The sequence below is a fragment of the Serratia sp. AS12 genome, from assembly GCF_000214195.1.
GTDB lineage: Bacteria > Pseudomonadota > Gammaproteobacteria > Enterobacterales > Enterobacteriaceae > Serratia > Serratia plymuthica.
Map to the genome: position 1 here is coordinate 501880 of NC_015566.1, position 22065 is coordinate 523944.

General features: G+C 59.6%; 25 protein-coding genes. 8 read left to right on the forward strand and 17 right to left on the reverse strand.

Features of this window, described 5'->3' with window-relative positions:
* Positions 1 to 31 precede the first annotated feature (31 nt).
* From SERAS12_RS26390 to SERAS12_RS02340, 3 genes are all read left to right on the forward strand, one after another.
* Positions 32 to 193 (forward strand): hypothetical protein, encoded by a 162-nt coding sequence (locus tag SERAS12_RS26390; protein WP_013811294.1) that lies wholly within the window; start codon positions 32 to 34, stop codon positions 191 to 193.
* Positions 194 to 365: 172 nt separating this feature from the next.
* The gene (locus tag SERAS12_RS02335) at positions 366 to 800 is read left to right on the forward strand and encodes a YhbP family protein (protein WP_013811295.1); all 435 of its coding nucleotides are present in this window, start codon (positions 366 to 368) and stop codon (positions 798 to 800) included.
* 48 nt (positions 801 to 848) lie between these two features.
* Positions 849 to 1487, forward strand: a complete 639-nt coding sequence (locus SERAS12_RS02340) for an NAD(P)H-binding protein (protein ID WP_013811296.1) — start codon at positions 849 to 851, stop codon at positions 1485 to 1487.
* On the opposite strand, the gene phnP is transcribed toward SERAS12_RS02340, so the two are convergent.
* From phnP to phnF, 11 genes are read right to left on the reverse strand one after another with little or no spacing between them, the layout of a single operon-like run.
* Positions 1438 to 2220: a phosphonate metabolism protein PhnP gene (phnP, locus tag SERAS12_RS02345; RefSeq protein WP_013811297.1), complete on the reverse strand. Its 783-nt coding sequence runs from the start codon at positions 2218 to 2220 to the stop codon at positions 1438 to 1440. The two genes, SERAS12_RS02340 and phnP, sit on opposite strands and share 50 nt — an antisense overlap.
* Positions 2221 to 2233: 13 nt before the next feature.
* On the reverse strand, positions 2234 to 2836 hold the full coding sequence (locus SERAS12_RS02350; protein WP_013811298.1) for a DapH/DapD/GlmU-related protein: 603 nt from the start codon (positions 2834 to 2836) through the stop codon (positions 2234 to 2236).
* Positions 2833 to 3402, reverse strand: a complete 570-nt coding sequence (phnN, locus tag SERAS12_RS02355) for a ribose 1,5-bisphosphokinase (RefSeq protein ID WP_013811299.1) — start codon at positions 3400 to 3402, stop codon at positions 2833 to 2835. The genes SERAS12_RS02350 and phnN overlap by 4 nt, the downstream gene beginning before the upstream one ends.
* Positions 3402 to 4538 carry an alpha-D-ribose 1-methylphosphonate 5-triphosphate diphosphatase gene (gene phnM / locus SERAS12_RS02360; RefSeq protein ID WP_013811300.1) on the reverse strand — a complete coding sequence of 379 codons (1137 nt, stop codon included), beginning with the start codon at positions 4536 to 4538 and terminating at the stop codon, positions 3402 to 3404. Before phnM ends, phnN begins: the two co-directional genes overlap by 1 nt.
* Entirely contained in the window at positions 4538 to 5242 is a 705-nt protein-coding gene (gene phnL, locus SERAS12_RS02365; protein ID WP_013811301.1) for a phosphonate C-P lyase system protein PhnL, read from the reverse strand. The genes phnM and phnL overlap by 1 nt, the downstream gene beginning before the upstream one ends.
* 19 nt (positions 5243 to 5261) lie before the next feature.
* Complete coding sequence (gene phnK, locus SERAS12_RS02370) at positions 5262 to 6050, reverse strand: phosphonate C-P lyase system protein PhnK (RefSeq protein WP_004952936.1); 789 nt, start codon at positions 6048 to 6050, stop codon at positions 5262 to 5264.
* Positions 6050 to 6910: an alpha-D-ribose 1-methylphosphonate 5-phosphate C-P-lyase PhnJ gene (locus SERAS12_RS02375; protein WP_004952938.1), complete on the reverse strand. Its 861-nt coding sequence runs from the start codon at positions 6908 to 6910 to the stop codon at positions 6050 to 6052. Before SERAS12_RS02375 ends, phnK begins: the two co-directional genes overlap by 1 nt.
* The gene (locus SERAS12_RS02380; protein WP_013811302.1) at positions 6903 to 7988 is read right to left on the reverse strand and encodes a carbon-phosphorus lyase complex subunit PhnI; all 1086 of its coding nucleotides are present in this window, start codon (positions 7986 to 7988) and stop codon (positions 6903 to 6905) included. The genes SERAS12_RS02375 and SERAS12_RS02380 overlap by 8 nt, the downstream gene beginning before the upstream one ends.
* Complete coding sequence (gene phnH / locus SERAS12_RS02385; RefSeq protein ID WP_013811303.1) at positions 7988 to 8569, reverse strand: phosphonate C-P lyase system protein PhnH; 582 nt, start codon at positions 8567 to 8569, stop codon at positions 7988 to 7990. The genes SERAS12_RS02380 and phnH overlap by 1 nt, the downstream gene beginning before the upstream one ends.
* A 3-nt stretch (positions 8570 to 8572) precedes the next feature.
* On the reverse strand, positions 8573 to 9016 hold the full coding sequence (phnG, locus tag SERAS12_RS02390; protein ID WP_013811304.1) for a phosphonate C-P lyase system protein PhnG: 444 nt from the start codon (positions 9014 to 9016) through the stop codon (positions 8573 to 8575).
* A complete protein-coding gene (gene phnF / locus SERAS12_RS02395) occupies positions 9017 to 9742 on the reverse strand; it encodes a phosphonate metabolism transcriptional regulator PhnF (RefSeq protein WP_174270197.1) in 726 nt (241 codons plus the stop codon). It lies immediately after the preceding gene.
* A 294-nt stretch (positions 9743 to 10036) separates the two neighbouring features.
* On the opposite strand from phnF, the gene SERAS12_RS02400 reads away from it, so the two are divergent.
* The 3 genes from SERAS12_RS02400 to SERAS12_RS02410 all read left to right on the forward strand — a co-directional run bounded on the left by SERAS12_RS02400 (position 10037) and on the right by SERAS12_RS02410 (position 11772).
* Positions 10037 to 11095, forward strand: coding sequence for a permease (locus SERAS12_RS02400; RefSeq protein WP_013811306.1), 1059 nt, complete (start codon positions 10037 to 10039; stop codon positions 11093 to 11095).
* A gap of 105 nt (positions 11096 to 11200) precedes the next feature.
* Complete coding sequence (locus SERAS12_RS02405) at positions 11201 to 11488, forward strand: type II toxin-antitoxin system RelB/DinJ family antitoxin (protein WP_013811307.1); 288 nt, start codon at positions 11201 to 11203, stop codon at positions 11486 to 11488.
* A gap of 8 nt (positions 11489 to 11496) precedes the next feature.
* The gene (locus SERAS12_RS02410) at positions 11497 to 11772 is read left to right on the forward strand and encodes a type II toxin-antitoxin system mRNA interferase toxin, RelE/StbE family (RefSeq protein WP_013811308.1); all 276 of its coding nucleotides are present in this window, start codon (positions 11497 to 11499) and stop codon (positions 11770 to 11772) included.
* A 3-nt stretch (positions 11773 to 11775) separates the two neighbouring features.
* Here SERAS12_RS02410 and nrdG read toward each other — a convergent pair whose 3' ends face one another.
* The 3 genes from nrdG to SERAS12_RS02425 form a co-directional block, all read right to left on the reverse strand.
* Positions 11776 to 12240, reverse strand: a complete 465-nt coding sequence (nrdG, locus tag SERAS12_RS02415; protein WP_013811309.1) for an anaerobic ribonucleoside-triphosphate reductase-activating protein — start codon at positions 12238 to 12240, stop codon at positions 11776 to 11778.
* Between the two features lie 168 nt (positions 12241 to 12408).
* A complete protein-coding gene (gene nrdD / locus SERAS12_RS02420) occupies positions 12409 to 14547 on the reverse strand; it encodes an anaerobic ribonucleoside-triphosphate reductase (RefSeq protein WP_013811310.1) in 2139 nt (712 codons plus the stop codon).
* Between the two features lie 214 nt (positions 14548 to 14761).
* Entirely contained in the window at positions 14762 to 15667 is a 906-nt protein-coding gene (locus tag SERAS12_RS02425) for a LysR family transcriptional regulator (protein WP_013811311.1), read from the reverse strand.
* Positions 15668 to 15771: 104 nt separating this feature from the next.
* Here SERAS12_RS02425 and SERAS12_RS02430 point away from each other — a divergent pair, with 104 nt between their 5' ends.
* Positions 15772 to 16296, forward strand: coding sequence for an NAD(P)H-dependent oxidoreductase (locus tag SERAS12_RS02430; RefSeq protein ID WP_013811312.1), 525 nt, complete (start codon positions 15772 to 15774; stop codon positions 16294 to 16296).
* A gap of 189 nt (positions 16297 to 16485) precedes the next feature.
* Here SERAS12_RS02430 and treC read toward each other — a convergent pair whose 3' ends face one another.
* Together treC and treB are read right to left on the reverse strand one after the other, a co-directional pair.
* The gene (treC, locus tag SERAS12_RS02435) at positions 16486 to 18150 is read right to left on the reverse strand and encodes an alpha,alpha-phosphotrehalase (protein ID WP_013811313.1); all 1665 of its coding nucleotides are present in this window, start codon (positions 18148 to 18150) and stop codon (positions 16486 to 16488) included.
* Positions 18151 to 18328: 178 nt separating this feature from the next.
* Positions 18329 to 19744, reverse strand: coding sequence for a PTS trehalose transporter subunit IIBC (treB, locus tag SERAS12_RS02440; protein WP_013811314.1), 1416 nt, complete (start codon positions 19742 to 19744; stop codon positions 18329 to 18331).
* Between the two features lie 522 nt (positions 19745 to 20266).
* Here treB and SERAS12_RS02445 point away from each other — a divergent pair.
* Positions 20267 to 20680 (forward strand): Exc2 family lipoprotein, encoded by a 414-nt coding sequence (locus tag SERAS12_RS02445; protein WP_013811315.1) that lies wholly within the window; start codon positions 20267 to 20269, stop codon positions 20678 to 20680.
* 42 nt (positions 20681 to 20722) lie between these two features.
* On the opposite strand, the gene treR is transcribed toward SERAS12_RS02445, so the two are convergent.
* Positions 20723 to 21670, reverse strand: a complete 948-nt coding sequence (gene treR, locus SERAS12_RS02450; protein ID WP_013811316.1) for a trehalose operon repressor TreR — start codon at positions 21668 to 21670, stop codon at positions 20723 to 20725.
* Positions 21671 to 22065 lie beyond the last annotated feature (395 nt).

Genomic DNA, 22065 nt, shown 5'->3' on the forward strand with positions numbered 1-22065 from the left:
TTAATTAATCACTCAATTAAATGGAGTTACTATGAAATACTTTCTGATGGGCGCTTTGCTGTTAGCCGCTAACGGCTCTGCTTTCGCTGTTGAGTTGTCTAAGTTTGACCGTGTAGAACATAAAGAAAATATAATTTGTTGGCCGAATGGTGAATGTATCGATATTGATGATCCAGGTGTGTTCCCATACTAATGTAATGCGTTAGCTTGTGCCTCACTCGGCAGTATCCTGATGTTTTCGAGTTATACACAATTTCAAAGCCATCAACTTGATACGCGAGTTGATGGCTTTGTTGTTTTTGTCGTCAACGCTGCAGCCCTTCCATAATCGATATAAGATAGCGCCAGTGAAGGGGAGATGTGATGTGAACAATCTTGATCAGCAACAGCTTATTACTCATTTTATCGGCAAGCAGCATGTGCTGACGCTGTGCGCCGGCAACGGCGTGGATATGTGGTGCGCCAACTGTTTTTACGTGTTTGACGCCGAGCAGATGGCGCTGTGGTTGATGACCGAAACCCACACCCGCCACGGCGAGCTGATGCTGCAAAATGCCAGTGTAGTAGGCACTATTGCGCCGAAGCCAAAGACTATCGCGCTGATCCGCGGCGTGCAGTACCGCGCCGAGGCGGTGATGTTGAGCGGCGATGAAGAGGCGCTGGCGCGCGCCCGTTACTGCAAGCGGTTCCCGATTGCCAAAGTGATGAAAGCGCCGGTGTGGCAGCTGAATTTGCAGGAAGTGAAGATGACCGACAACACCCTTGGATTTGGTAAGAAACTGCATTGGACGCGGGCCTGAGCACAACGCACTATACTTTTTCAGAGTCATCAATCGGTGGGAGAGTCTATGGCACGGGTATTAATCGTAGGGTCCACCGGGCTGGTGGGCAGCGAGCTGTTGCAACAGTTGCAAGACGATCCGCAGGTGACGGCGATTGTGGCGCCGACGCGCCAACCGCTGCCCGCAAACGAAAAAACAGATAACCCGGTAGGTGAGGATCTGTTCGCGTTGCTGAGCGGCTTGCAGCAACCGGTCGATATTATTTTCTGCTGTCTGGGCACGACCCGTAAAGCGGCCGGCAGCGATGCCAATTTCCGCTATGTCGATTATCAGTTAGTCGTCGAAAGCGCGCTGACCGGGCGGCGGTTGGGGGCGCAGCATTGTCTGGTCGTCAGCGCCGTGGGGGCTAACCCGCGTTCGTCATTCCTCTACAACCGCACCAAAGGCGAAATGGAGCAGGCGCTGCGTGAGCAGAACTGGCCACGCCTGACGCTGGTGCGTCCGTCGATGCTGTTGGGCAATCGTCCGTCGCCGCGCTTGATGGAGCGGCTCACCGCACCGCTGTTCAAACTGTTACCGGGCAAGTGGCGCTCGGTTGCCGCCAAAGACGTGGCGCAGACTCTGCTGGAGCAGGCGTTCAGCCCCGGCAGCGGCGTTACGGTGCTGGAGTCCGACCAACTGCATCGTTATGGCAACGTACACTGAGATTATCGAAAGCCAGTTCCATGCCCGGCGGCAGTTCGTTGTCCATCAGCCATAAATCGAGATGATGGCTGATATGCGTCAGCAGCGTGCGGCCGGGCTGCAAACGTTGTTGTGTCTCCTGAGCGCGGGTCAGATCGTTATGATTGCGCGGCGCCTGGGGTTGTGGCGGCAGGCTGCAATCGAGCACCAGCAGATCCAGCGTTATTTTGCTCAGGAAAGCCTCGGTGTCAGGCGGCAGGCCGACGGTATCGGTCAGATAGGCCAGCGCGTAGCCTTCTGCCTGGACCAGATAACCCAACGTCGGTTTGGAATGTTGCAACGGCAGCGGGGTGATATGCAGCCCACCCAGTTCAACCCTTTCGAAAGGGGTTAACGGCGGTTGAAACGCCAGAATACCGGGGTGTTTAAACAGATCGTCACAGCCTTGTTCATCCGCCGGGCCGTACACCGGAATGAAATTTCCGCACCCCCAGCGCAAAGGAAATAACCCCTGAACGTGATCCATGTGGTAATGTGTCAGTAAAAAACGTTGAATTTCCCCCGCCGAAAAGCGCCGTTCCAGCGACGGCAATCCCGCATCCAGCAAGGTCGTCTCCCCCTGAAATTTGAGCATCGCACTGCATGGCCGTCGCCGGAATGCCGGTTCGCGCCGCGCCCGCTGGCACACCAGGCAATCACAACCGAAAACCGGGATCTGCTGGGCACCGCCGGTGCCGAGAAAGGTCAATTGCATACTTCCTCCCCGCTTAAAGATACTTCTCCGCAAAGGCGTTGATATCACGGAAATCCGCCAATCGTTCCTGCAATGTCTGATGATCCCAGTGCCACCACTGGCTGCGTTCGATGCGTTCAATCAAGGCATCGTCAAAGCGCACGCCGATCTTTTTAGCCGCCACGCCGGCGACGATCGCATAAGGCTCGACGTTTTTGGTCACTACTGCCGCGCTGCCGATCACCGCACCGTTGCCGACGCTCACGCCGGGCATCAGAATGGCGTTATGGCCGATCCACACGTCGTGGCCGACGGTGATGTGGTGCTCGCGCCGCCAGTCGAAGAAAGCCTCGTCATCTTCCCCCAGACCGTACTCGGAAGCGCGATAGGTGAAGTGGTGCTGGGCGATGCGCTGGTAGGTTGGGTGGTTGCCGGGATTGATGCGTGCGTAAGAGGCTATCGACACAAACTTGCCGAGGGTGGCGTAAAAAATCTGGTTGTGCCCGGCGGTATAAGAATAGTCGCCCATTTCCACTTCTTCGAGGATCGCATCGTCGGCCACATGTACGTACTGGCCGAGCCGGGTGCGGTTAAGGATCACGTTGTCGCCGATTCTCGGCTGTGCAAAGTCGTTCATTGCGTGGCGTCCTGGGGGTGTTTGGATGAAGCCGGTAACAGCGCCAGCAGCGCCGTCAGGGTATCTTGCAGATCGCCATCGTTCGCCAGCAGGCGGCAACCGGTGGGCAGTTTTTGCTGGTACTCTGCCGCGCGCGCCAGCCGTTGTTCGATTTGCGCGGCGTCTTCACGCCCACGGTTTTGCAGGCGTTGACGCAGCACTTCGGTGCTGACCTGCAGGCAGACCGGCAACAGCTGCGCACCGTAGCGCTGCTGCGCCTGCGGCAGGTGGGCGCGGGAACCGTTGACTACCACGTCGATCCCTTGCAACAGCCAAAGATCTACCTCGATCCCAAACGCGTAATGCTGCTGGTGCGCCTGCCAGTCGAGAGCGAACAGTCCCTTGGCGCGGCGGCGCAGAAACTCAGGTTCGCTGAGCGCAATATGGTTTTCGCAGCCGGCATCCGCCGGCCGGGTGATATAACGGTGTGCCACCAGCGGCGCACTGTCGGCATCGGCCCTAAGCTGCGCAAGCAGGCTGTCTTTGCCGGAGCCGGACGGCCCCATCAAGTAGATAAGCTGCGCCATCAGAACACCTGCTTGCCCTGGCGCCAGACGTTCTGCACGTAGATGTGCTCGCCGTGTGGGCGCGCCAACACCAGATCCGCCCGCAGCCCCTCGGCGATGGAGCCGCGATCGTGCAGATCCAGCGCCTTCGCCGGGTTGCTGGTGATCATCTGCACCGCCTGCGGCAGGCCGTAGCCGTTACGTTCGTCGGCCGCGATGCGGAATGCCGCATCCAGCAGGCTGGCCGGGTAATAGTCGGAAGACAGAATATCCAACACCCCCAATGCCGCCAGATGGTGCGCCGCCACGTTGCCGGAATGGGATCCGCCGCGCACGATGTTCGGTGCGCCCATCAGCACCTGCAACCCCTGTCGGTGCGAGGCGCGGGCGGCGTCCTCGGTGGTCGGGAACTCGGCAATCGCGCTGCCCAGCGCGCAGGACTCGGCCACGTGTTCGGCGGTGGCGTCATCGTGGCTGGCGAGGGAGATTTTGCGCGCCCGGCAGTGGGCGGCGATCGCCTCGCGGTTCGGCGTGGCCCAGCGGGCGGAAAGCCCGATCTGCTGCTCTTCGTACTCGCTCATCTGTTGGTCATTGAGATGATATTTGCCCTGATAATACTCACGGTATTTTTCACGCGAGGCGAACTGGCGCTGGCCCGGCGAATGGTCCATCAGCGACACCAGCGATACCCCCGGTTTGTCCATCAGCTGCTCGAACAGCGACAGGGTGCTCTCGTTCGGCAGCTCGCAGCGCAGGTGCAGCCGGTGCTCGGCGCGGTTGACCCCGGCGCGCTGGCTGTGGATCACCGCGTCGATCATTTTTTGCAGGTTCTCCAGCCGGTGGCCGCCGTCGCGCACGTCGCCGATCGCTACTGCGTCCAGCACCGTGGTGATGCCGTTGGCGACCATCAGCGCATCATGGCTGCTCATCGCCGAATGCGCCGGCCAGTCGACGTTGGGCCGCGGGGTGAAAAACTTGTCCAGATTGTCGGTGTGCAGCTCAATCAGCCCCGGCAGCAGCCAGCCGCCTTCACCGTTCAGCGCCTGCGGCAGCTGGCTAGGCGTATCGGCGAAGCTGCGGATCACGCCGTCGTTAATCTCCAGCGAACCCTCGACAATCTGGTCTGCCAGCACCAGTTTCACGTTATTGATGATCATCAGAAGATCTCCAGCGCCTGGGGCGCTTGCATGTCGTATAACCGGTCGGCGACCTGTTGGCGAACGCCTTCGTCATGGAAAATGCCGACGACCGCCGCGCCGCGCTGTTTGGCCTGTTCTATCAGGCCGACCACCGCCGCGCTGTTGCGGCTGTCGAGTGAGGCGGTCGGTTCGTCCAGCAGTAAAATCGGGTAGTCGACAATAAAGCCGCGCGCGATATTCACCCGCTGCTGCTCACCGCCAGAGAACGTAGAGGGCGCCAACTGCCACAGGCGCTGCGGTACGTTGAGCTGGTTGAGCAGCGTCTCGGCGCGCTCGCGGCATTCGGCACGGTCGACGCCCTGTTCCAACAGCGGTTGCATCACCACGTCCAGCGCGCTGATGCGCGGGATCACCCGCAGAAACTGGCTGACCCAGCCGAGGGTGTGGCGACGGACCGCCAGGATCTGGCGCGCTTCGGCCTGCACCATGTCCAGCCATTCGCCCTGATGATTGACCCAGATATGGCCGCTGTCGGGCAGGTAGTTGGCGTACAGCGAGCGCAGCAGGGTGGATTTACCGCTGCCGGAGTGGCCATGCAGCACCACGCATTCGCCGCTGCTGACCGTCATGTTGGCGTCATGCAGCACCGGCAGGCGCGTGCCGTGCTGCTGGTGGAGCACGAAGGTTTTGCTGAGGTGTTCAACCCGGATTTGAATCGTCATTATTAATTATCCCCTTGCGTTACGACAGCACCGAAGAAACCAGCAGCTGGGTATAAGGATGGTGCGGATCGTCCAGCACCCGGTCGGTCAGGCCGCTTTCCACTACCTGTCCCTCTTTCATCACCAGCAGCCGGTGCGCCAGCAGGCGAGCCACGCCCAGATCGTGGGTGACGATCACCGCCGCCAGCTGCATTTCCACCACCAGATTGCGCAGCAGATCGAGCAATCTTGCCTGCACCGAAACGTCCAGCCCGCCGGTCGGCTCGTCCATAAACACCAGTTTCGGGTGGGTCACCAGATTGCGGGCGATTTGCAGCCGCTGCTGCATGCCGCCGGAGAAGGTGGTCGGCAGATCGTCAAGGCGCGACACCGGGATCTCCACGTCCTCCAGCCACTGGGCAGCCTGCCGGCGGATGTCGCCGTAGTGACGCTGGCCGATGGCCATCAGCCGCTCGCCGATATTGCCACCGGCGGACACCTTGGGCCGCAGCCCGTCGAGCGGATGCTGATGCACCACGCCCCAGTCGGTGCGCAACAGGCGGCGGCGATCGCTCTCCGCCATCGCATACAGGTCGTGCTGTTGCCCGGCCTGCGGGCGATAGAGGATCTGCCCGTGCTGCGGCGCCAGCCGTGCTGAGATGGATTTCAGCAGCGTGGTTTTACCGGAGCCGGACTCGCCGACGATGCCCAGCACTTCGCCGGGGTAGATATCGAAAGAGACATCGCTAAAACCTTTGCCCGGCGCGTACAAATGGGTGAGGTTGGCCACCGACAACAGCGGCGTGGTGCTCAGGGGTTGGGAAATCATCAGTGCTGCGCCTCTTGCGAAGGTTGCGCCAGCTGCTGCCGGCAGTAGTCGGTGTCAGAGCAGACGAACATGCGGTTGCCCTGGTCGTCGAGCACCACCTCATCCAGATAGCTGTGGCGCGAGCCGCACAGCGCGCAGGGTTCATCCCACTTTTGCACGCTGAACGGATGGTCGTCGAAGTCCAGGCTTTCCACCTTGGTGAACGGCGGCAGGGCGTAGATACGCTTCTCGCGCCCGGCGCCAAACAGTTGCAGCGCCGGCATCATGTGCATTTTCGGATTGTCGAATTTCGGGATCGGCGAAGGGTCCATCACGTAACGATCGTTGACCTTCACCGGATAGGCGTAGGTGGTGGCGATATGGCCGTAGCGCGCAATGTCCTCGTACAACTTCACCTGCATCACGCCGTACTCTTCCAGCGCATGCATTTTGCGGGTCTCGGTTTCGCGTGGTTCGATAAAGCGCAGCGGCTCCGGGATCGGCACCTGATAAATCAGGATCTGGTCTTCGTGCAGCGCCGTTTCCGGAATGCGGTGCCGGGTTTGGATCAGCGTGGCTTCCGGCGTGCGTTCGGTGGTGGCTACCCCGGCAACGCGCTGGAAGAAGCGGCGAATAGACACCGCGTTGGTGGTGTCGTCGGCACCCTGATCGATCACCTTCAGCACGTCGGCGCGGCCAATCACGCTGGCGGTCAGCTGAATGCCGCCGGTGCCCCAGCCGTAAGGCATCGGCATCTCACGGCCGCCGAACGGCACCTGATAGCCGGGGATCGCCACGGCTTTGAGGATGGCGCGACGGATCATGCGTTTGGTTTGCTCGTCGAGATAGCCAAGGTTGTAGCCGGTCAATACTTCACTCATTGCGGGCCTCCTGACGCTCGCTGAACTCCTGCCGCAGGCGCTTGAGCAGCTCCAGCTCGGCCTGGAAGTCAACGTAGTGCGGCAGTTTGAGGTGGGAAACGAAGCCGGCGGCTTCGACGTTGTCGGCATGGGCCAGCACGAACTCTTCATCCTGCGCCGGGCTGGCGACGCCTTCCTGGTACTCGGGGCTTTGCAGTGCGCGGTCCACCAGCGCCATGCTCATCGCTTTACGCTCGGCGCGGCCAAACACCAGGCCATAACCGCGGGTGAAGTGCGGCGGCCGGTCTTCCGGGTCGACAAAGCCGTTGACCATTTCACATTCGGTCAGCAGAATTTCGCCGATATCTACCGCGAAACCCAGCTCTTCAGGCACGATCTCCAGCGAAACGTAGCCGGTACGGATCTCGCCGGCGAACGGGTGGGTACGGCCGTAGCCGCGCTGGGTGGAGTAGCTCAGCGCCAGCAGGAAACCTTCGTCACCGCGCACCAGCTGTTGCAGCCGTGCCGAGCGTGAACAAGGGTAAACCGGCGGGTTGCGGGTGATATCGTCCGGCGTGCTGCCGTCGTCCCGTTCCGCCAGTGCCAACTGTTCTTGGCTGAGCAAATCAAACACGTGGGCGCAATTTTCCGGCAGCGGTTCGTCGGCCTGCGGCGCGCGCGGTGCTTCACCTTCCGCCAGCAGGGCAAAATCCAGCAGCCGGTGGGTGTAATCGTAGGTTGGGCCCAGCACCTGCCCGCCGGGCAAGTCCTTGTAAACCGCCGAGATACGGCGTTCCAGCCGCATGTTTTCGGTTGCCAACGGCTCACTGACCGCCAGACGCGGCAAGGTGGTGCGGTAGGCGCGCAGCAGGAAAATCGCCTCGACCAGATCGCCGCTCGCCTGCTTGATGGCCAGCGCGGCCAGTTCGGGATCGTAAATACCGCCTTCGGTCATCACCCGATCCACCGCCAGCCCCAGTTGCTGTTCAATCTGCCGGATGCCGAGCGCCGGCACGCTGTCGTCGCCGCGCCGCAGCTGTTCTTGTAACTGATGGGCGGCCTCAATGGCTTTTTCGCCCCCTTTAACGGCTACGTACATCAGTACACCTCCACGCGGGTGGTCCGCGGCAGCGCCAGCAGGCGATCGCCGCAGGTCAGCAAAATATCCAGCCCCAGCGGGAAGCGCAGCGGGCGGTTAATGAGAAAATCCAGCAGCGCCGGCGGCAACTGCGGTGAAACCTGGCGTTGGCGCTCAATGCCAGGGCCGGTCAGGCGTAGCGGGGTGCCTTGTTCCAGCCCATTGAGCTGCACGATGACCGTGGCGCCGAATTCCGGCGAGATTTCACTGCCGTGCGGCAGCGCCAGCAAATCGGCGGCCTGCAACTGTGCGTCGAACAGGGCAAAACAGACTTCTTCAGGCTGCGCCGCCAATGGCGCACCGCTGTGGAAGCGTATGTTTGTTAGCACTTGCTCACTTTTAAAGGCTTCACACAGCTGGATCGGGGTTTCCTGATCCGCCAGCGTCAGTAACGCGGCGGTGCTGGCCGCGTTCAGTGCGCCCCAGGCCGGGCCGCCTTGCAGCGTGACGGTATAGCCAGGTTCGCTTAATGCCTTGAGAATCAGGCGAAAAGCGTGCTGCGATTGGTCTATAGGCTGTTCAAATCCGGTTAACAGGCTCATCGGTTAATCCCCCCGAACCAGCGTAAAGAAGTCGACCCGGCTGGAGGCGACTGAGCGGGCGCGCAGCTGACGTTGTTCGTGCAGCAAGGCGGCCAGCGGTTCAATCAGCCGCTGTTGCAGCAATTCGGTCTGATCCGGCTGTTGCAGCAGGGCATCCGCCAGCGCGCAGAGTTCGGCATGCACCTTGTCGCGCCCGGCGATATAGCTGTAGCCATAGCCGCCGTTTTCCAGCTGCACCACCGCACGGGTGACGGTCATATCGCCCAGCACAAAGCGGCGGCCGGTGGCGCCCATGCGCCCTTGCAGTTGCGCCAGGCCAATCTCCGGCGCGCGAATGCTTTGGTAGCGCGGGCTGAGGTTCAGCGCCTGCCAGTGGCTGCGCAACTGGGCCGGTTGGCTGTGCGCCAGTACCGACATCCAGCGTTGTCTCGGCTGTAAGGCTTGCATTTAGTGCTCCATCGTCAGTTCAATCATGTCGGCGCGCGCCAGGCTGACGGAGTATTCCGCCACGTTGTCTCTGCCGGTGCAGACGTTCAGAGTGCGCACACACAGCAGCGGCGCGTGGGTAGCAATCTCAAGCAGCCGGCTCTCTTTGGCCTGCGCCCGGCGGGCGCTGATGCGCGTCTGGCTGCGGGTCAGCGGCTGGTGAATATGCCGTTCGATAAACTCGTGCAGGGAGCCGCTGTGGAACTGTTGCAAGGCCGGCCACCAGTCCAGATCGGGCAGATAATGGTCGATCAGGCTCATCGGCACGCCGTTGACCCGGCGCAGGGTGCGCAGGTGGATCACCGTTTCGCCTTCTTCACGCGATAGCGCGCTGGCGATATGCCCATTGCACGGGCGTAATACAGCGAGTAAGCGCTCACTGGTGGGGTGGCTGCCCTGCTCGAACAGGTTCTGGCTAAAGCGGGTATTGGCATGCAGCGGGTAGTCATAGGGGCGCATCAGCACCAATATGCCGATGCCATGCCGGCGTTGCAGCCAGCCGCGATCGACCAGCTGATCCACCGCTCGGCGCAGGGTATGGCGATTGACCTGGTAGCGATCCGCCAACTGTTGCTCGGAAGGCAGATAGTCGCCACAGCGGTATTGGGTACGCAACTCTTGCTCCAGCTGCGCGGCGATCTGCTGGTAACGGGTAGGAAAACTGGTCGGATGTCTAGATAAGTCCATCATATTAAAAACCTCGGCGTGCCGGATACCTATTAAACTTTATGATTTATCAGGATTTCTTACAGTACTGGTGCTTACCCTATGACTTTCAAATTGCAGCTAACAACGCTACGGCTTGAAAGGCGACGGGTATGCCCTGTGGCTTTCAAGTTGGCATTATGTTGCCGCCGCCAGATGACAATCGCGTTACGTGCCGGTGGCGAACAGATGAACTATTTTGGACAGGCCGATGATGCGCAGGGGCCGGCGGCGCGCTAAGCTGGCGTTATCGATGCACTGACCTGAGCCACCCCTATGCCGCAACCTTTGACCGCTTCTGAAAAGACTTCCCGCGCCTGGCCGCTGTGGAAACCGATCCTGTTCTTGCTGGTGGTGGCTATCGGCCTCTACTACGTCAAATGGCAGCCTTATTACGGCAAAGCCTTTTTGGCGGCGGACACGCACTCCATCGGCAAATCGATTCTGGCCAATGCCGACAGCAACCCGTGGCTGGCGGCCTGGCACTATGCGCTGGTGTATTTCACTGCGGTGTGGAAGGCGGCGGTGCTCGGCGTGTTGCTGGGGTCGCTGGTGCAAGTGCTGATCCCACGCGACTGGCTGATGCGCACCCTGGGCCACCCGCGTTTCTCCGGCACTCTGCTGGGCGCGGCGATCGCGCTGCCGGGCATGATGTGTACCTGCTGTGCTGCGCCGGTGGCCGCCGGGCTGCGGCGTCAGTCGGTCTCCAGCGGCGCGGCGATGGCGTTCTGGTTGAGCAACCCGGTGTTGAATCCAGCAACCTTGATTTTTATGGGCTTTGTGCTCGGCTGGCCGTTTGCCGCTATTCGGCTGGTGGCTGGGGTGATTATGGTGCTGGGCGTCGCTTGGCTGGTGCAACGGGTCACTGCCAGGGAGCCGCAGCCAGTCACGCTGCAACCGCCGGCGGTGCCGCAGGTGAGAACCGAGGATCGGCCGTTCCTCGGCCGCTGGTTGAAAGCGCTGTGGGCGCTGTTTTGGGCGACCATTCCCGTTTACATTGTGGCGGTGCTGGCGCTGGGCGCGGCACGCGTGTGGCTGTTCCCGCACGCCGATGGGGCGATAGACAACAGCCTGCTGTGGATTATCGCCCTGGCGATCGCCGGTTGCCTGTTCGTGATCCCCACCGCAGCGGAAATTCCGATTGTACAGACCATGATGCTGGCGGGCATGGGCACCGCCCCGGCGCTGGCGCTGCTGATGACCCTGCCGGCGGTCAGCCTGCCTTCATTGCTGATGCTGAACAAAGTCTTCTCCGCCAAGGCACTGTGCCTGACTGCACTGCTGGTGGTGTTGTGCGGGATCGCAACGGGTCTGGTGGGGATGGGATTGATGTGAAATGTTCGAAAAACGACCACTCATCTCGATATTGTTGTCACAAATGTGCTAACGTTTCTGTTCAAGATTCAGTGTCGTCATTGTGCGATTGCAGGAGGAAAAAAGATGGAAAGTCGTATCCAGTTTCGCATCGAAGATGAAACCAAGCGTTTGGCGCAAAAGGCCGCTGAAGCTAAAGGGACGACATTAAGTGAAGCCTGTCGCCGCTTGGCGGAGCAAATGGCTGATGAGCAACGGGCAGCGGAAGAGCACGAAAACTGGTTGAAAGATAAGGTAGATGCAGCTTTTTCCCGTCTGCATGAGGGCAATGCTGTCTACCTTAGCCAACAAGAAGTTGAAGAAAGCATGGATGCCTTTAAGGCAAAAATCAGAGCGAAATACGACCGAAAATAGGGATCGTTATGCGTATCGAATGGGATAATGCAGCGCTACGGGACAGGGAACGTATTTTTGAGTTTCTTTATATTTTCAATCCACAGGCGGCAGTGCAGGCTGATAACGAGATAGATAAAGCGGTAAAGCGCCTGCTGGAGCATCCTGAGTTAGGTAAGACCTGGCATGGGAAGGCGCGTAAGCTGCTTATTAATAAGGCCTCTCTGTTGCTGGTATATATCATCGTCGATGATGTTATTAAGGTTTTCGCGATTGCTCACCAGCGCGAGAAATTTCCAAACTAGCGTTCAACGCAGCTTATGCACCACTTGGTTAGCGCTGCCGCGCCAGATCAGCGCCGGGTCTTTCAGATCCTGCACAAACTTTCCGTCAATCAATACGTTAATCCTGTCCACCACCTGCATCTGCTGCGCATCCAGCTCCGCCAGCCGGTAGCCGGTCCATAGCCAGATATCCTTGCCGGGGCACTCGGCGCGTACCCGTTTCACCAGTTGTAAAATCGACGGGACGTTGGCCGGGTGCAGCGGATCGCCACCGGACAGCGACAGCCCCTGGCGCGGAATGCGCGCGTCGTTGAGATCGGCAATCAGCCGGTCTTCCATTTCCTGAGTAAAAGGCCGGCCGGAGTTCAGCCGCCAGGTACTTTTGTTGTAACAGCCGACGCATTGATGCACGCAACCGGCGACAAACAGCGTGCAGCGGGTGCCGGGGCCATTGACCACATCGAGAGGGTAGTACTGGTGATAATTCATGTGAGGCCTGCCCATCAGGCTATTTTACTGGCCATTTTGCCTCCGGGCAGTGCTGCAAATCCTCACGTACTGCGTGTACGCTCCGGTTTGTGCGCGCTGGCCGAAGACAAACTGGCTGCGACAATCACGCCTGATGAACAGGCTTCTGCATAGGCTGCACGGCGCTTTTCAGCCGAGCTGCCCATTGCCGAGGTGTTTCACCCGGCGCTTCACCTCTTCCTGCTTGCCGGCGTTGAACGGCCTGGCGTCCGGGCTGCCGAGGTAGCCGCACACCCGGCGGGTGACCGACACCTTGGACGGCTCGTGGTTGCCGCATTTCGGGCAGGTAAAACCCTTGCTGGTGCAGGCGAATTCGCCGGTAAAGCCGCACTCGTAGCACTCATCTATCGGCGTGTTGGTGCCGTAATAAGGCACGCGGCTGTAGCTGTAATCCCACACGTCTTCCAGCGCTTTTAAATTGTGTTGCAGGTTGGGGTATTCGCCGTAACAGATGAAACCGCCGTTGGCCAAGGGTGGATAGGGCGCCTCAAAGTCCAGTTTGTCGTACGGATTGACCTTTTTCTCCACGTCGAGATGGAAGCTGTTGGTGTAATAGCCTTTGTCGGTAACGCCCGGCACCACGCCGAAATCGGCGGTGTCCAGCCGGCAGAAGCGATCGCACAGGTTCTCGCTTGGGGTGCTGTACAGGCTAAAACCGTAGCCGGTCTCTGCTTTCCAACTGTCGGTCGCGGTGCGCAGGCGTTCAACGATAGCGACCGCTTTGGTACGCAGCGCGGCATTGTCGTAAACGTGAGTGCCGTTGCCGAACAGTGCGTTGATGGTTTCATGCAGGCCGATATAGCCCAGCGAGATTGACGCGCGGCCATTTTTGAAGATGTCGGCGATATTGTCGTCCGCCTTCAGCCGTACGCCGCAGGCACCTTCCATATACAGGATCGGGGCCACCCGCGCCTTGATGCCTTCCAGCCGGGCGATACGCGTCATCAGCGCCTTTTTCGCCAGCAGCAGCCGCTGGTCCAGCAGACGCCAGAAACGCGCCTCGTCGCCGGCTGCTTCCAGCGCAATACGCGGCAGGTTCAGGCTGATCACGCCGATATTATTACGGCCATCGTGCACCAGTTCGCCATCTTCCTCGTAAGTGCCGAGGAAACTGCGGCAGCCCATGGGCGTTTTAAAGGAACCTGTGACGTTAACCACCTGATCGTAATTGAGAATATCCGGGTACATGCGCTTGCTGGCGCATTCCAGCGCCAGCTGTTTGATGTCGTAATTCGGGTCGCCGTACTGGTGGTTCAGGCCGTCGCGGATGGCGAACACCAGTTTGGGGAATACCGCCGTCTTGTGGTTCTTGCCCAGCCCGGCGATACGGTTTTTCAGGATTGAACGCTGAATCAGCCGCGATTCCCAGCAGGTGCCCAGGCCGAAGCCGAAGGTGACGAACGGCGTTTGGCCGTTGGCGGTGTGCAGGGTGTTGACCTCGTATTCCAGCGACTGAAAGGCGTCGTAACACTCTTTCTCGGTGCGCGCCATCGCATAACCCTGCGCGTCCGGGATTTTCCACTGCTCGGCCACCTGGCGGTGTTTTTCGAAGCTTTCGCTGACGAAGGGCGCGAGGATCTCGTCGATGCGGTTAATGGTGGTGCCGCCATAAATGTGGCTGGCCACCTGCGCGATAATTTGGGCGGTCACTGCGGTGGCGGTGGAGATCGACTTCGGCGGTTCGATCTCGGCATTGCCCATCTTGAAGCCGTTGGTCAGCATGCCTTTCAGATCGATCAGCATGCAGTTGAACATCGGGAAGAACGGCGAATAGTCGAGATCGTGGTAGTGGATCTCGCCGCGTTCATGCGCCAGCACCACGTCGCGCGGCAGAATGTGCTGCTTGGCGTAGTGTTTGGCGACGATCCCGGCCAGCAGATCGCGCTGGGTGGGGATCACCTTGCTGTCTTTATTGGCGTTCTCGTTCAGCAAGGCCATATTGCTTTGTTCGACCAGACCGCGGATCTCCTGGTTCAGCCGCCCGCGCAGCTCGCGGGCTACGTCGCGATCGTGACGATATTCGATATAGGCGCGCGCCAGCTGCTTGTATTCGCCGGCCATCAGCTGATTTTCCACCGCCTGCTGAATGTCATGGATATCCACGCGCGACTGTTGCGCCATCTGTTGAGCGACCACGCGGGCCACGGTTGCGCAGTAATCGGCATCGACAACCCCGACGGCCAGCGCGGCCCGTTCGATGGCCTGCCCAATACGTGCCTCGTCAAAAGAGACCTGACAACCGTCCCGTTTAATCACTACTGGTTTCACGTTTCGACTCCTTGTTCCCCGAAGGATAGGTTATCCACAGGGCAATGCCGCAGCGCACAAGGGCTACGGCGGTGTGTGGATGAATTTGTGGATAACTACCATATATAGGTGATTTGTTTTCTTTATGCACTATATATAGATATTCGCGGGGGTCTTTTGATGTAGAACAAGGAAAGCGGAAGAGCGCGCGCTAGCTGTACAGACGTCAATCTGCTCACGAGCGATCGCGAAAGTGCGCCAGCAGGAAGTCGACCCAGGCGCGTACCCGTGGCGGCAGATCCGCAGAGGCGTAGTACAGCCATAGCTGCGTCGGTTGCGGCCAGCAATCCGGCAGCACCGGTTGCAGAGTGCCCTGCGCAAAATGGGGCTCTGCGTACCAGCTTGCCAGGCAGACGATACCCAACCCGGCCAGCGCGGCGTCCAGCAGCATCTCCGGCCGGCTGGCGACCAGGCGGCCATGCAACTCCAGGGTTTTGGCTTCGCCGTGCTGCCGCAGCGGCCATTTTACGCTGCGGCCGTTGGCCGGATTGCGGTGCAGCAAGCAGTTATGCCGCAACAGATCGTCCGGATCCTGCGGCGTGCCGCGCTGCGCCAGATAACCGGGTGACGCCGCCAACACCATCTGCATCTGATACAGCGGCCGCGCCACCAGCCGGCTATCGGGATCGACCCGGCTGCCGATACCCACGTCAAAGCCTTCGCCCACCAGATTGACGACTCGCGCATCCAGCGAAAGATCGAGGTCGATCTGCGGATAACGCTCAAGGAACTGCGGGATCAACGGCATCAGCATCTGGCGGCCGAAGCCGGGGATCATGCTGACGCGCACGGTACCGGAGGGATCTTGCTGCGCACTGCCGGCGTTTTCTAGCGTGGCGGACAGCGCCTGCCACAGCGGCGCCACCTGCGCCAGCAGCGCTTTGCCTTCGTCGGTCAGTACCACGTTGTGGGTGTTGCGCTGGAACAGACGCAGCGCCAGCTTCTCTTCCAGCACGCGGATATTTTTGCTGACCGCCGCCGGGGTAACGCCTAACTGGCGGGCGGCGGCGGAAAAGTTTTGCGCCTGAGCGGCGCTGAGAAAAGCCGGCAGCAGGCGATGCACGTCAAAGGGTAGCGACATAATGGTTGATACTTTCAGTTGAAATTGAAGTGACAGAGAACAGCCTACACCCCGGGCGAAGGAAATGGAAAAATGCGATATCAATTTTCAACCGAGGATCTCTTATGTCACGTATTTTAGCGTTAACCGCTCACCGCTTTCCCGATGATTCACGCGTCAACAAGGCGCTGATTGAGGCGTTGAACCCGCTGCCCAAGGTTACCGTGCATGAACTGATGCGCACCTACCCGGATTACCGTATCGACGTGGCCCGCGAGCAGGAGCTGCTGCAAAGCCATGACGCGGTAGTGATGCTGTTCCCGTTTTACTGGTACAGCTCGCCGGCGATCCTCAGCGAATGGCAGGACGCGGTATTAACCTACGGTTTTGCCTACGGCAGCGAAGGCACCCGATTGCACGGCAAACCGCTGCAACTGGTGGTGACGACCGGCGGCAATCCGCAGGCCTATACGCCGGAAGGTTACAACCGTTATCCGGTGGCGGATCTGCTGCGGCCATTCAATGCCATGGCCAACCTGACCGGCATGGATTATCTGCCGCCGCATCTGGTGCAGGGGGTGTTTGATATGAGCGATGAACGCCTGGCGCAAGAGGCTGCCGGGGTGGTGAAGCTGCTGCAAAAATTGTAGGGCGCAGCGGGTTGCCGCACTGTGCCCACAGAGTGGCTGCTAAATAGCTGCGCCAAATAGTAGGGGTATGCAGATCGCCGACACGCCGTGAACCCGTCCCAGGGGGCTTGTATCGCGCGTCTATGCGCTCAACGGTCGGCTAACCTGCCATGACGCCCACCCACCTCAAGCTTAGGGTGTAGCGGTATTTTAGTCCTCCAGCAGCCACCATACCGCTTCGAACGGCCGCAGGGTCATTGCCTGCGGTTGGTCCGCCGCATCGGCGTAGTTGCCCATCAGCGGGCGCCACTGGTTAGAGGGCTCCACGCCTTCGGCTTCCCAGGCCAGCGGTTCGCGGCTCAGGTTGGCGACCACCAGCAGACGCTGTCCGTTCCAGCTACGCTGGTAGCACCACAGCGCCGGGTGCTCAGGCGCCAGATCCTGATAGTCGCCGTGGGTCAGCAGCGGATACTGCTTGCGCAGGGTGATCAGCTGGCGGTAGGCGTAAAACACCGAATCCCGATCGGCCAGCGCCGCTTCGGCGTTGATTTGCGGGTAGTTTGCCGCACAGCCAATCCAGGGTGTGCCTTGGGTGAAACCGGCGTTCGGCGCGGCGCTCCACTGCATCGGCGTGCGGCCGTTATCGCGCGATTTACTGGCCAGGATCGCCAGCAGCTCGGCGTCACTCTTACCCTGGGCGCTCAGTTCGGCATACATGTTCAGGCTTTCCACATCGCGATACTGCCCGATGGCGCTAAAGCCCGGGTTGGTCATGCCAATCTCTTCGCCCTGATAAATATACGGCGTGCCTTGCATACCGTGCAGCACCATGGCCAGCATCTTGGCGGCCGGCACCCGCAGTTCGCCCTCATCGCCGAAGCGTGAAACGATGCGGGGCTGATCGTGGTTACACCAGAACAGCGCATTCCAGGCACGGTTATGCATGCCCTGCTGCCAGTGGCGGAAAATCTGCTTCAGTTCGACGTAGTCCGGCGCCGCCAGCGTCCATTTTTCCCCACCGGCGTAGTCCACTTTCAGGTGGTGGAAGTTGAAGGTCATCGACAGCTCTTCGCCGCTGCGCGCCGCATACTGTTGGCAATGTTCCAGCGTGGTGGAGGACATTTCGCCGACGGTCATCAGGCCGCGCGGCTGGAACACGTCACGGCTCATCTCTTGCAGGAATTCGTGAATGCGCGGGCCATCGGTGTAGAAACGGCGGCCGTCGCCCTGAGGATCGGAAGGAAAATCCTGCTGTTTGGAGACCAGGTTGATCACGTCGAGACGCAGGCCGTCGACGCCCTTGTCCGCCCAGAACTGACACACTTTTTTCAGCTCTTCGCGCACCGGTGGGTGTTCCCAGTTGAGGTCCGCCTGTTCGGTGGCGAACAGGTGCAGGTAATACTGGCCGCTGTCGGCGTGCCACTGCCAGGCATTGCCGCCGAACTTGGAACGCCAGTTGTTCGGCAACGCATCGCCTTCGCCATCGCGCCAGACATAGAACTGGCGGAACGGGCTGTCAGGGTCTTGCGAGGCCTGGAACCACGGGTGTTCGGTCGAGGTATGGTTGAACACCATATCCATCACGATACGGATGCTGCGCTGGTGGGCGGCGGCGATCAGACTGTCGAAATCCTCCATGGTGCCGTAGGCCGGATCGATGGCGCAGTAATCCGCCACGTCATAACCGTTGTCCACCTGCGGGGAGACATACACCGGCGTCAGCCAGATGGCGTCGACGCCCAGTTCCTGCAGATAGTCCAGCCGCTGGGTCACACCGGCCAGATCGCCGTAGCCGTTACCGGTGCTGTCCTGAAAACTCTTCGGATAGATTTGGTAGATGACACCGTTCTGCCACCAGGGGATTGGATTGCTCATAGTTATACCTTTGAATCGTGACAACGGGCCCGATACCCTTCATCTTTCAAACTGCAGCGTTGTTGGCTGCTGACGTTGCACCCCAGTCACTTACCTGAGTAAGTTCCTGGGGATTTACGCCCTTGCCGCCTGGCTGCTGTCTGAAAGCTATTGGGTATTTACGGCCCCTACATTTCAATCAGACCGGCAATTCGCCGCGGGCGGCTTTGCGTTTATAGACCATGATGGTCAGCAGCATTGGGATCACCACGGCCACCACAATCGCCGCCGAGTAAACCAGCCAGAACTGCGGTTTGATGGACAGAATACCCGGCAAGCCGCCGACGCCGATGCCATTGGCCATCACGCCGTCCAGGCCGCAAATCAGGCCGGCGAAGGCGGAGCCGATCATCGCGCACAGCATCGGGAAGCGGTATTTCAGGTTGATCCCGTACATCGCCGGTTCGGTAACGCCGAGGTAAGCGGAAATCGCCGCCGGCACCGAGATTTCACGCTCGTTGGCCTTGCGGCTGACGATGATAATGCCCAATACCGCAGACGCCTGCGCAATGTTGGACAGCGCAATCAGCGGCCATACCGGGGTGCCGCCCATGCTCTGGATCATCTGCATGTCGATAGCCAGCGTGGTCTGATGCACACCGGTAATCACCAGCGGCGCATACAGGAAGCCGAACAGCGCGGCGCCAATCGGGGCGAAGCTGCCGGTCATGACGGCTTTCACCGCCCAGGCCACGCCGTCGCCGATCATGCGGCCAAACGGCCCGATCAGCGCGTGCGCCAGGAATACCGCCAACAGCAGTGAAACGACGGGCACCACCACCAGATACAGGTAATCGGGCACGATCTTTTTCAAGCGGGTTTCAATCCAGCCCAGCGCCATACCGGCCAGCATGGAAGGGATCACCTGTGCCTGATAGCCGACTTTCTGAATGGCGAACCAGCCGAAGTTCCACACTTCCGGCACCTGCTGCCCGAGTTGGTAAGAGTTCATCAACTGTGGGGAGACCAGCGTGATGCCCAGCACGATGCCGAGTACCGGCGTACCGCCCATTTTTTTCACCGTCGACCAGCAGATAGCCACCGGCAGGAACATGAAGATCGCTTCACCGAGCAGCCACAGGAAATCGTAGATGGTTTTCCACGCTGGGTGCATTTGCGCCAGCGTCTGGCCGCCGGACATCGGGATGTCGCCGATCACGTTGCGGAAGCCGAGGATCAAACCGCCGCTGATCAGCGCCGGCAGCAGCGGGAAGAAGATTTCGGCGAAGTGGGAGATAGCCCGTTCGCTCCAGGTCATGTTCTGGCGCGCCGCTACCTTGGCTTGCTCCTTGTCCGCTTCGTTGACGCCGGTGGTGGCGATCAACGCCTGATAGTAATCGCCGACCTCAGGGCCAATCACCACCTGGAACTGCCCGGCGTTGGTGAAGCAGCCTTTGACCATCGGCAAGGTTTCTATTTCTTTCGGGCTGGCTTTGGCGGGGTCGTTAAGGACGAAACGTAACCGGGTAATGCAATGGCTGACGGTGGCGATGTTATCGCGTCCGCCCACCAGCACAATCAGGCGGTCGATATCCTGTTGCTTAACTTTGCTCATTATAAAGTACCTTTTTTGGGTAAGGCGCAGAGGTGTTGGCTGAGTAATGATCAAAGCTTAGTCATTCCCCTTTTTTTATGGAATGGGAACGTTCCCGGTTTGGGGCGACGATCACAAAACGATAAAAAATGACCGCATTATGCGTTCTGCCGGGGGGCAACAATCTCGGAGTGAGGGGGCGCCCGCAAAGCCGCAAAAACATCCCGCAGACTCCGGCGGGTTGTATTATCCTGTACCGGAATAACAAAGAGTTACCTCTCTCTTATTGGGTAAGAGGTTGGTTGCAGACTGCTGACAAAGCCCGTTATTAGGGAGAGCGTGCCGAAGGGGTCGTAGCTGCTTGCCGCCGGAGCGCCCCTCGGTGCGCTAGGCCCGGGTATCTCGGGTTCAAAGACAACTTTGTCATCAAACTCAGTTACCTTTCCCTTATTGGGCAAGAGGTCGGTTGCAGACATCGATACTCAATGCTTTTTCAACGTGATGCCGGTGGCGGTATCGCAATACACTTTTCAAGGAAGAATAATGAATCTGATAGCCCGCCGTACCCTTATCTTGTGTTCCGCGCTGTTGCTGAGCGCTTGCGCCAGCCAGCAAACCAGCCCTGAACGTCACGCCCGGCATGCCATTCATCAACTGGCTCAGGTGCACTTTGATCCCAATACCCGTACGCAGATTTCGGACTCGATAAAATCGTCCATTCCGTTTTTTGACCAGTTCTATCAGATAGGGAAAACCGATCGGGCTAATGGCATGACGCGCCAGCAGGCACAGCAGAGGGAGGCCGAGTTCCGCAGCCCTGAATTCCTTAGTGACGTAGGGCAAAAAGGGATATTTATCAATCGCAAATATTCGACGGATAACCCGAAAAAACAACGGCAGATCCTGCTGGATTCTGCCATTGCCACCTACTGGGATGGTTACGAAGGGCGGCCTTGAGCGTTTTTATTTCAGCGCATAAGCGGCCAACAAACCCCGCCGTCAGGCGAGTTTGCTGGGCACGATGATTTGGCGGATGCCCTGTTCGCCGCTGAGCTGGCCCAGCAGTTGTTGGGCGGCCTGCAACCCGGCACTGCCGTAGCCCAGTTCTACCGAAAACGTCTCGGGGAACAGGAAGTTAAGCAGCGGCGTATTGCCGATGCCGCAGACTTGCAGCGGGGCGATGTGCTGCTGTTGCAGGTATTTGATGGCGCCGAGGGCGATGGTGTCGGAGGCGCACACCAGCGCGGTGGTTTGCGGGCCAATCACTTCGGCGGCCAGTTGAAAACCGCTCTGGTAGCTCAGTTCGCCCAAGGCGACGCTCGGGGTGATCCGCTGCTGGCGGCAGGCGTCGAGATAAGCCTGATGGCGGCGCAGGCCGGTGGTGGCATCGGCAAGTTGCACCCCCAGATAGCTGATATGCCGGTGGCCCTGCTGTTGCAGGCGTTCCATCAGCAGCCGGACTGCACCATCGTCGTCGTAGCAAACCGATGAAAAACCGTCGTATTCGCGCGCCAGCACCACCATTTTTTCCTGCCAGGGGCTGAGCATGGCCGCCGTCAGGCCGGTGAAACCGAACAGGATCACCCCGTCGACATTGCGCTGTTGCAGCACGTGCAGATGCTCTTCCACCAGGCGGGTTTCAAACTGGCTTTCCATCACGATCGGGTCATAACCCTGCTGATACAGCAGCGGCAGCATGGTGCGCACCGCCTGGTTTTCCGACGGCGAATCGAGGCGGGAAACGATAATCCCCACCACTTTGTCGCTCTGCCCGCGCATGGCGCGCGCCGATTTGGACGGCGTAAACCCCTGCTGGCGGATCACCGCTTCTACCCGTTCACGGGTTTGCGGGCTCACGCTGCCTTCGTTGTTCAATACGCGCGATACGGTGGATTTCCCCACGCCGCTCAGGCGGGCGATGTCCTTGATGGTCAGCCGGTTTTGCATGGTTTACTTATCGTTTAGGTTAAAAGGCGTAATCTGGCGGCCTGCGATGAATGCCCGTCAGCATAGCCTATTTTCCAGTACGGATCTTGGCGCAATGCGGGGATCTTCGTACTGCGCTGAACGGCCGCTCTTGTCGTTCGATCTTTTTATTTACCGGAGGTTATTACCCGTATGGATCCCGATCCGACCCCAATAGACACCCATTCGGCTCACCGGTAAAACCTCTCCGCTTTGCGCTGCTGTTTTACCGGTGAAATAAACGGTAACCGGTCGCGCGCGCTGTCGTTCGCTCCTGCTGCTTTTAAAAATACAAGAATCTGCCCCGGCAGAGGCTTTTTGGCGTGTCCGAAAGCTTCATCCGGGCAATTGTGCGTTTACCCGCCGCCGTGAGGTTG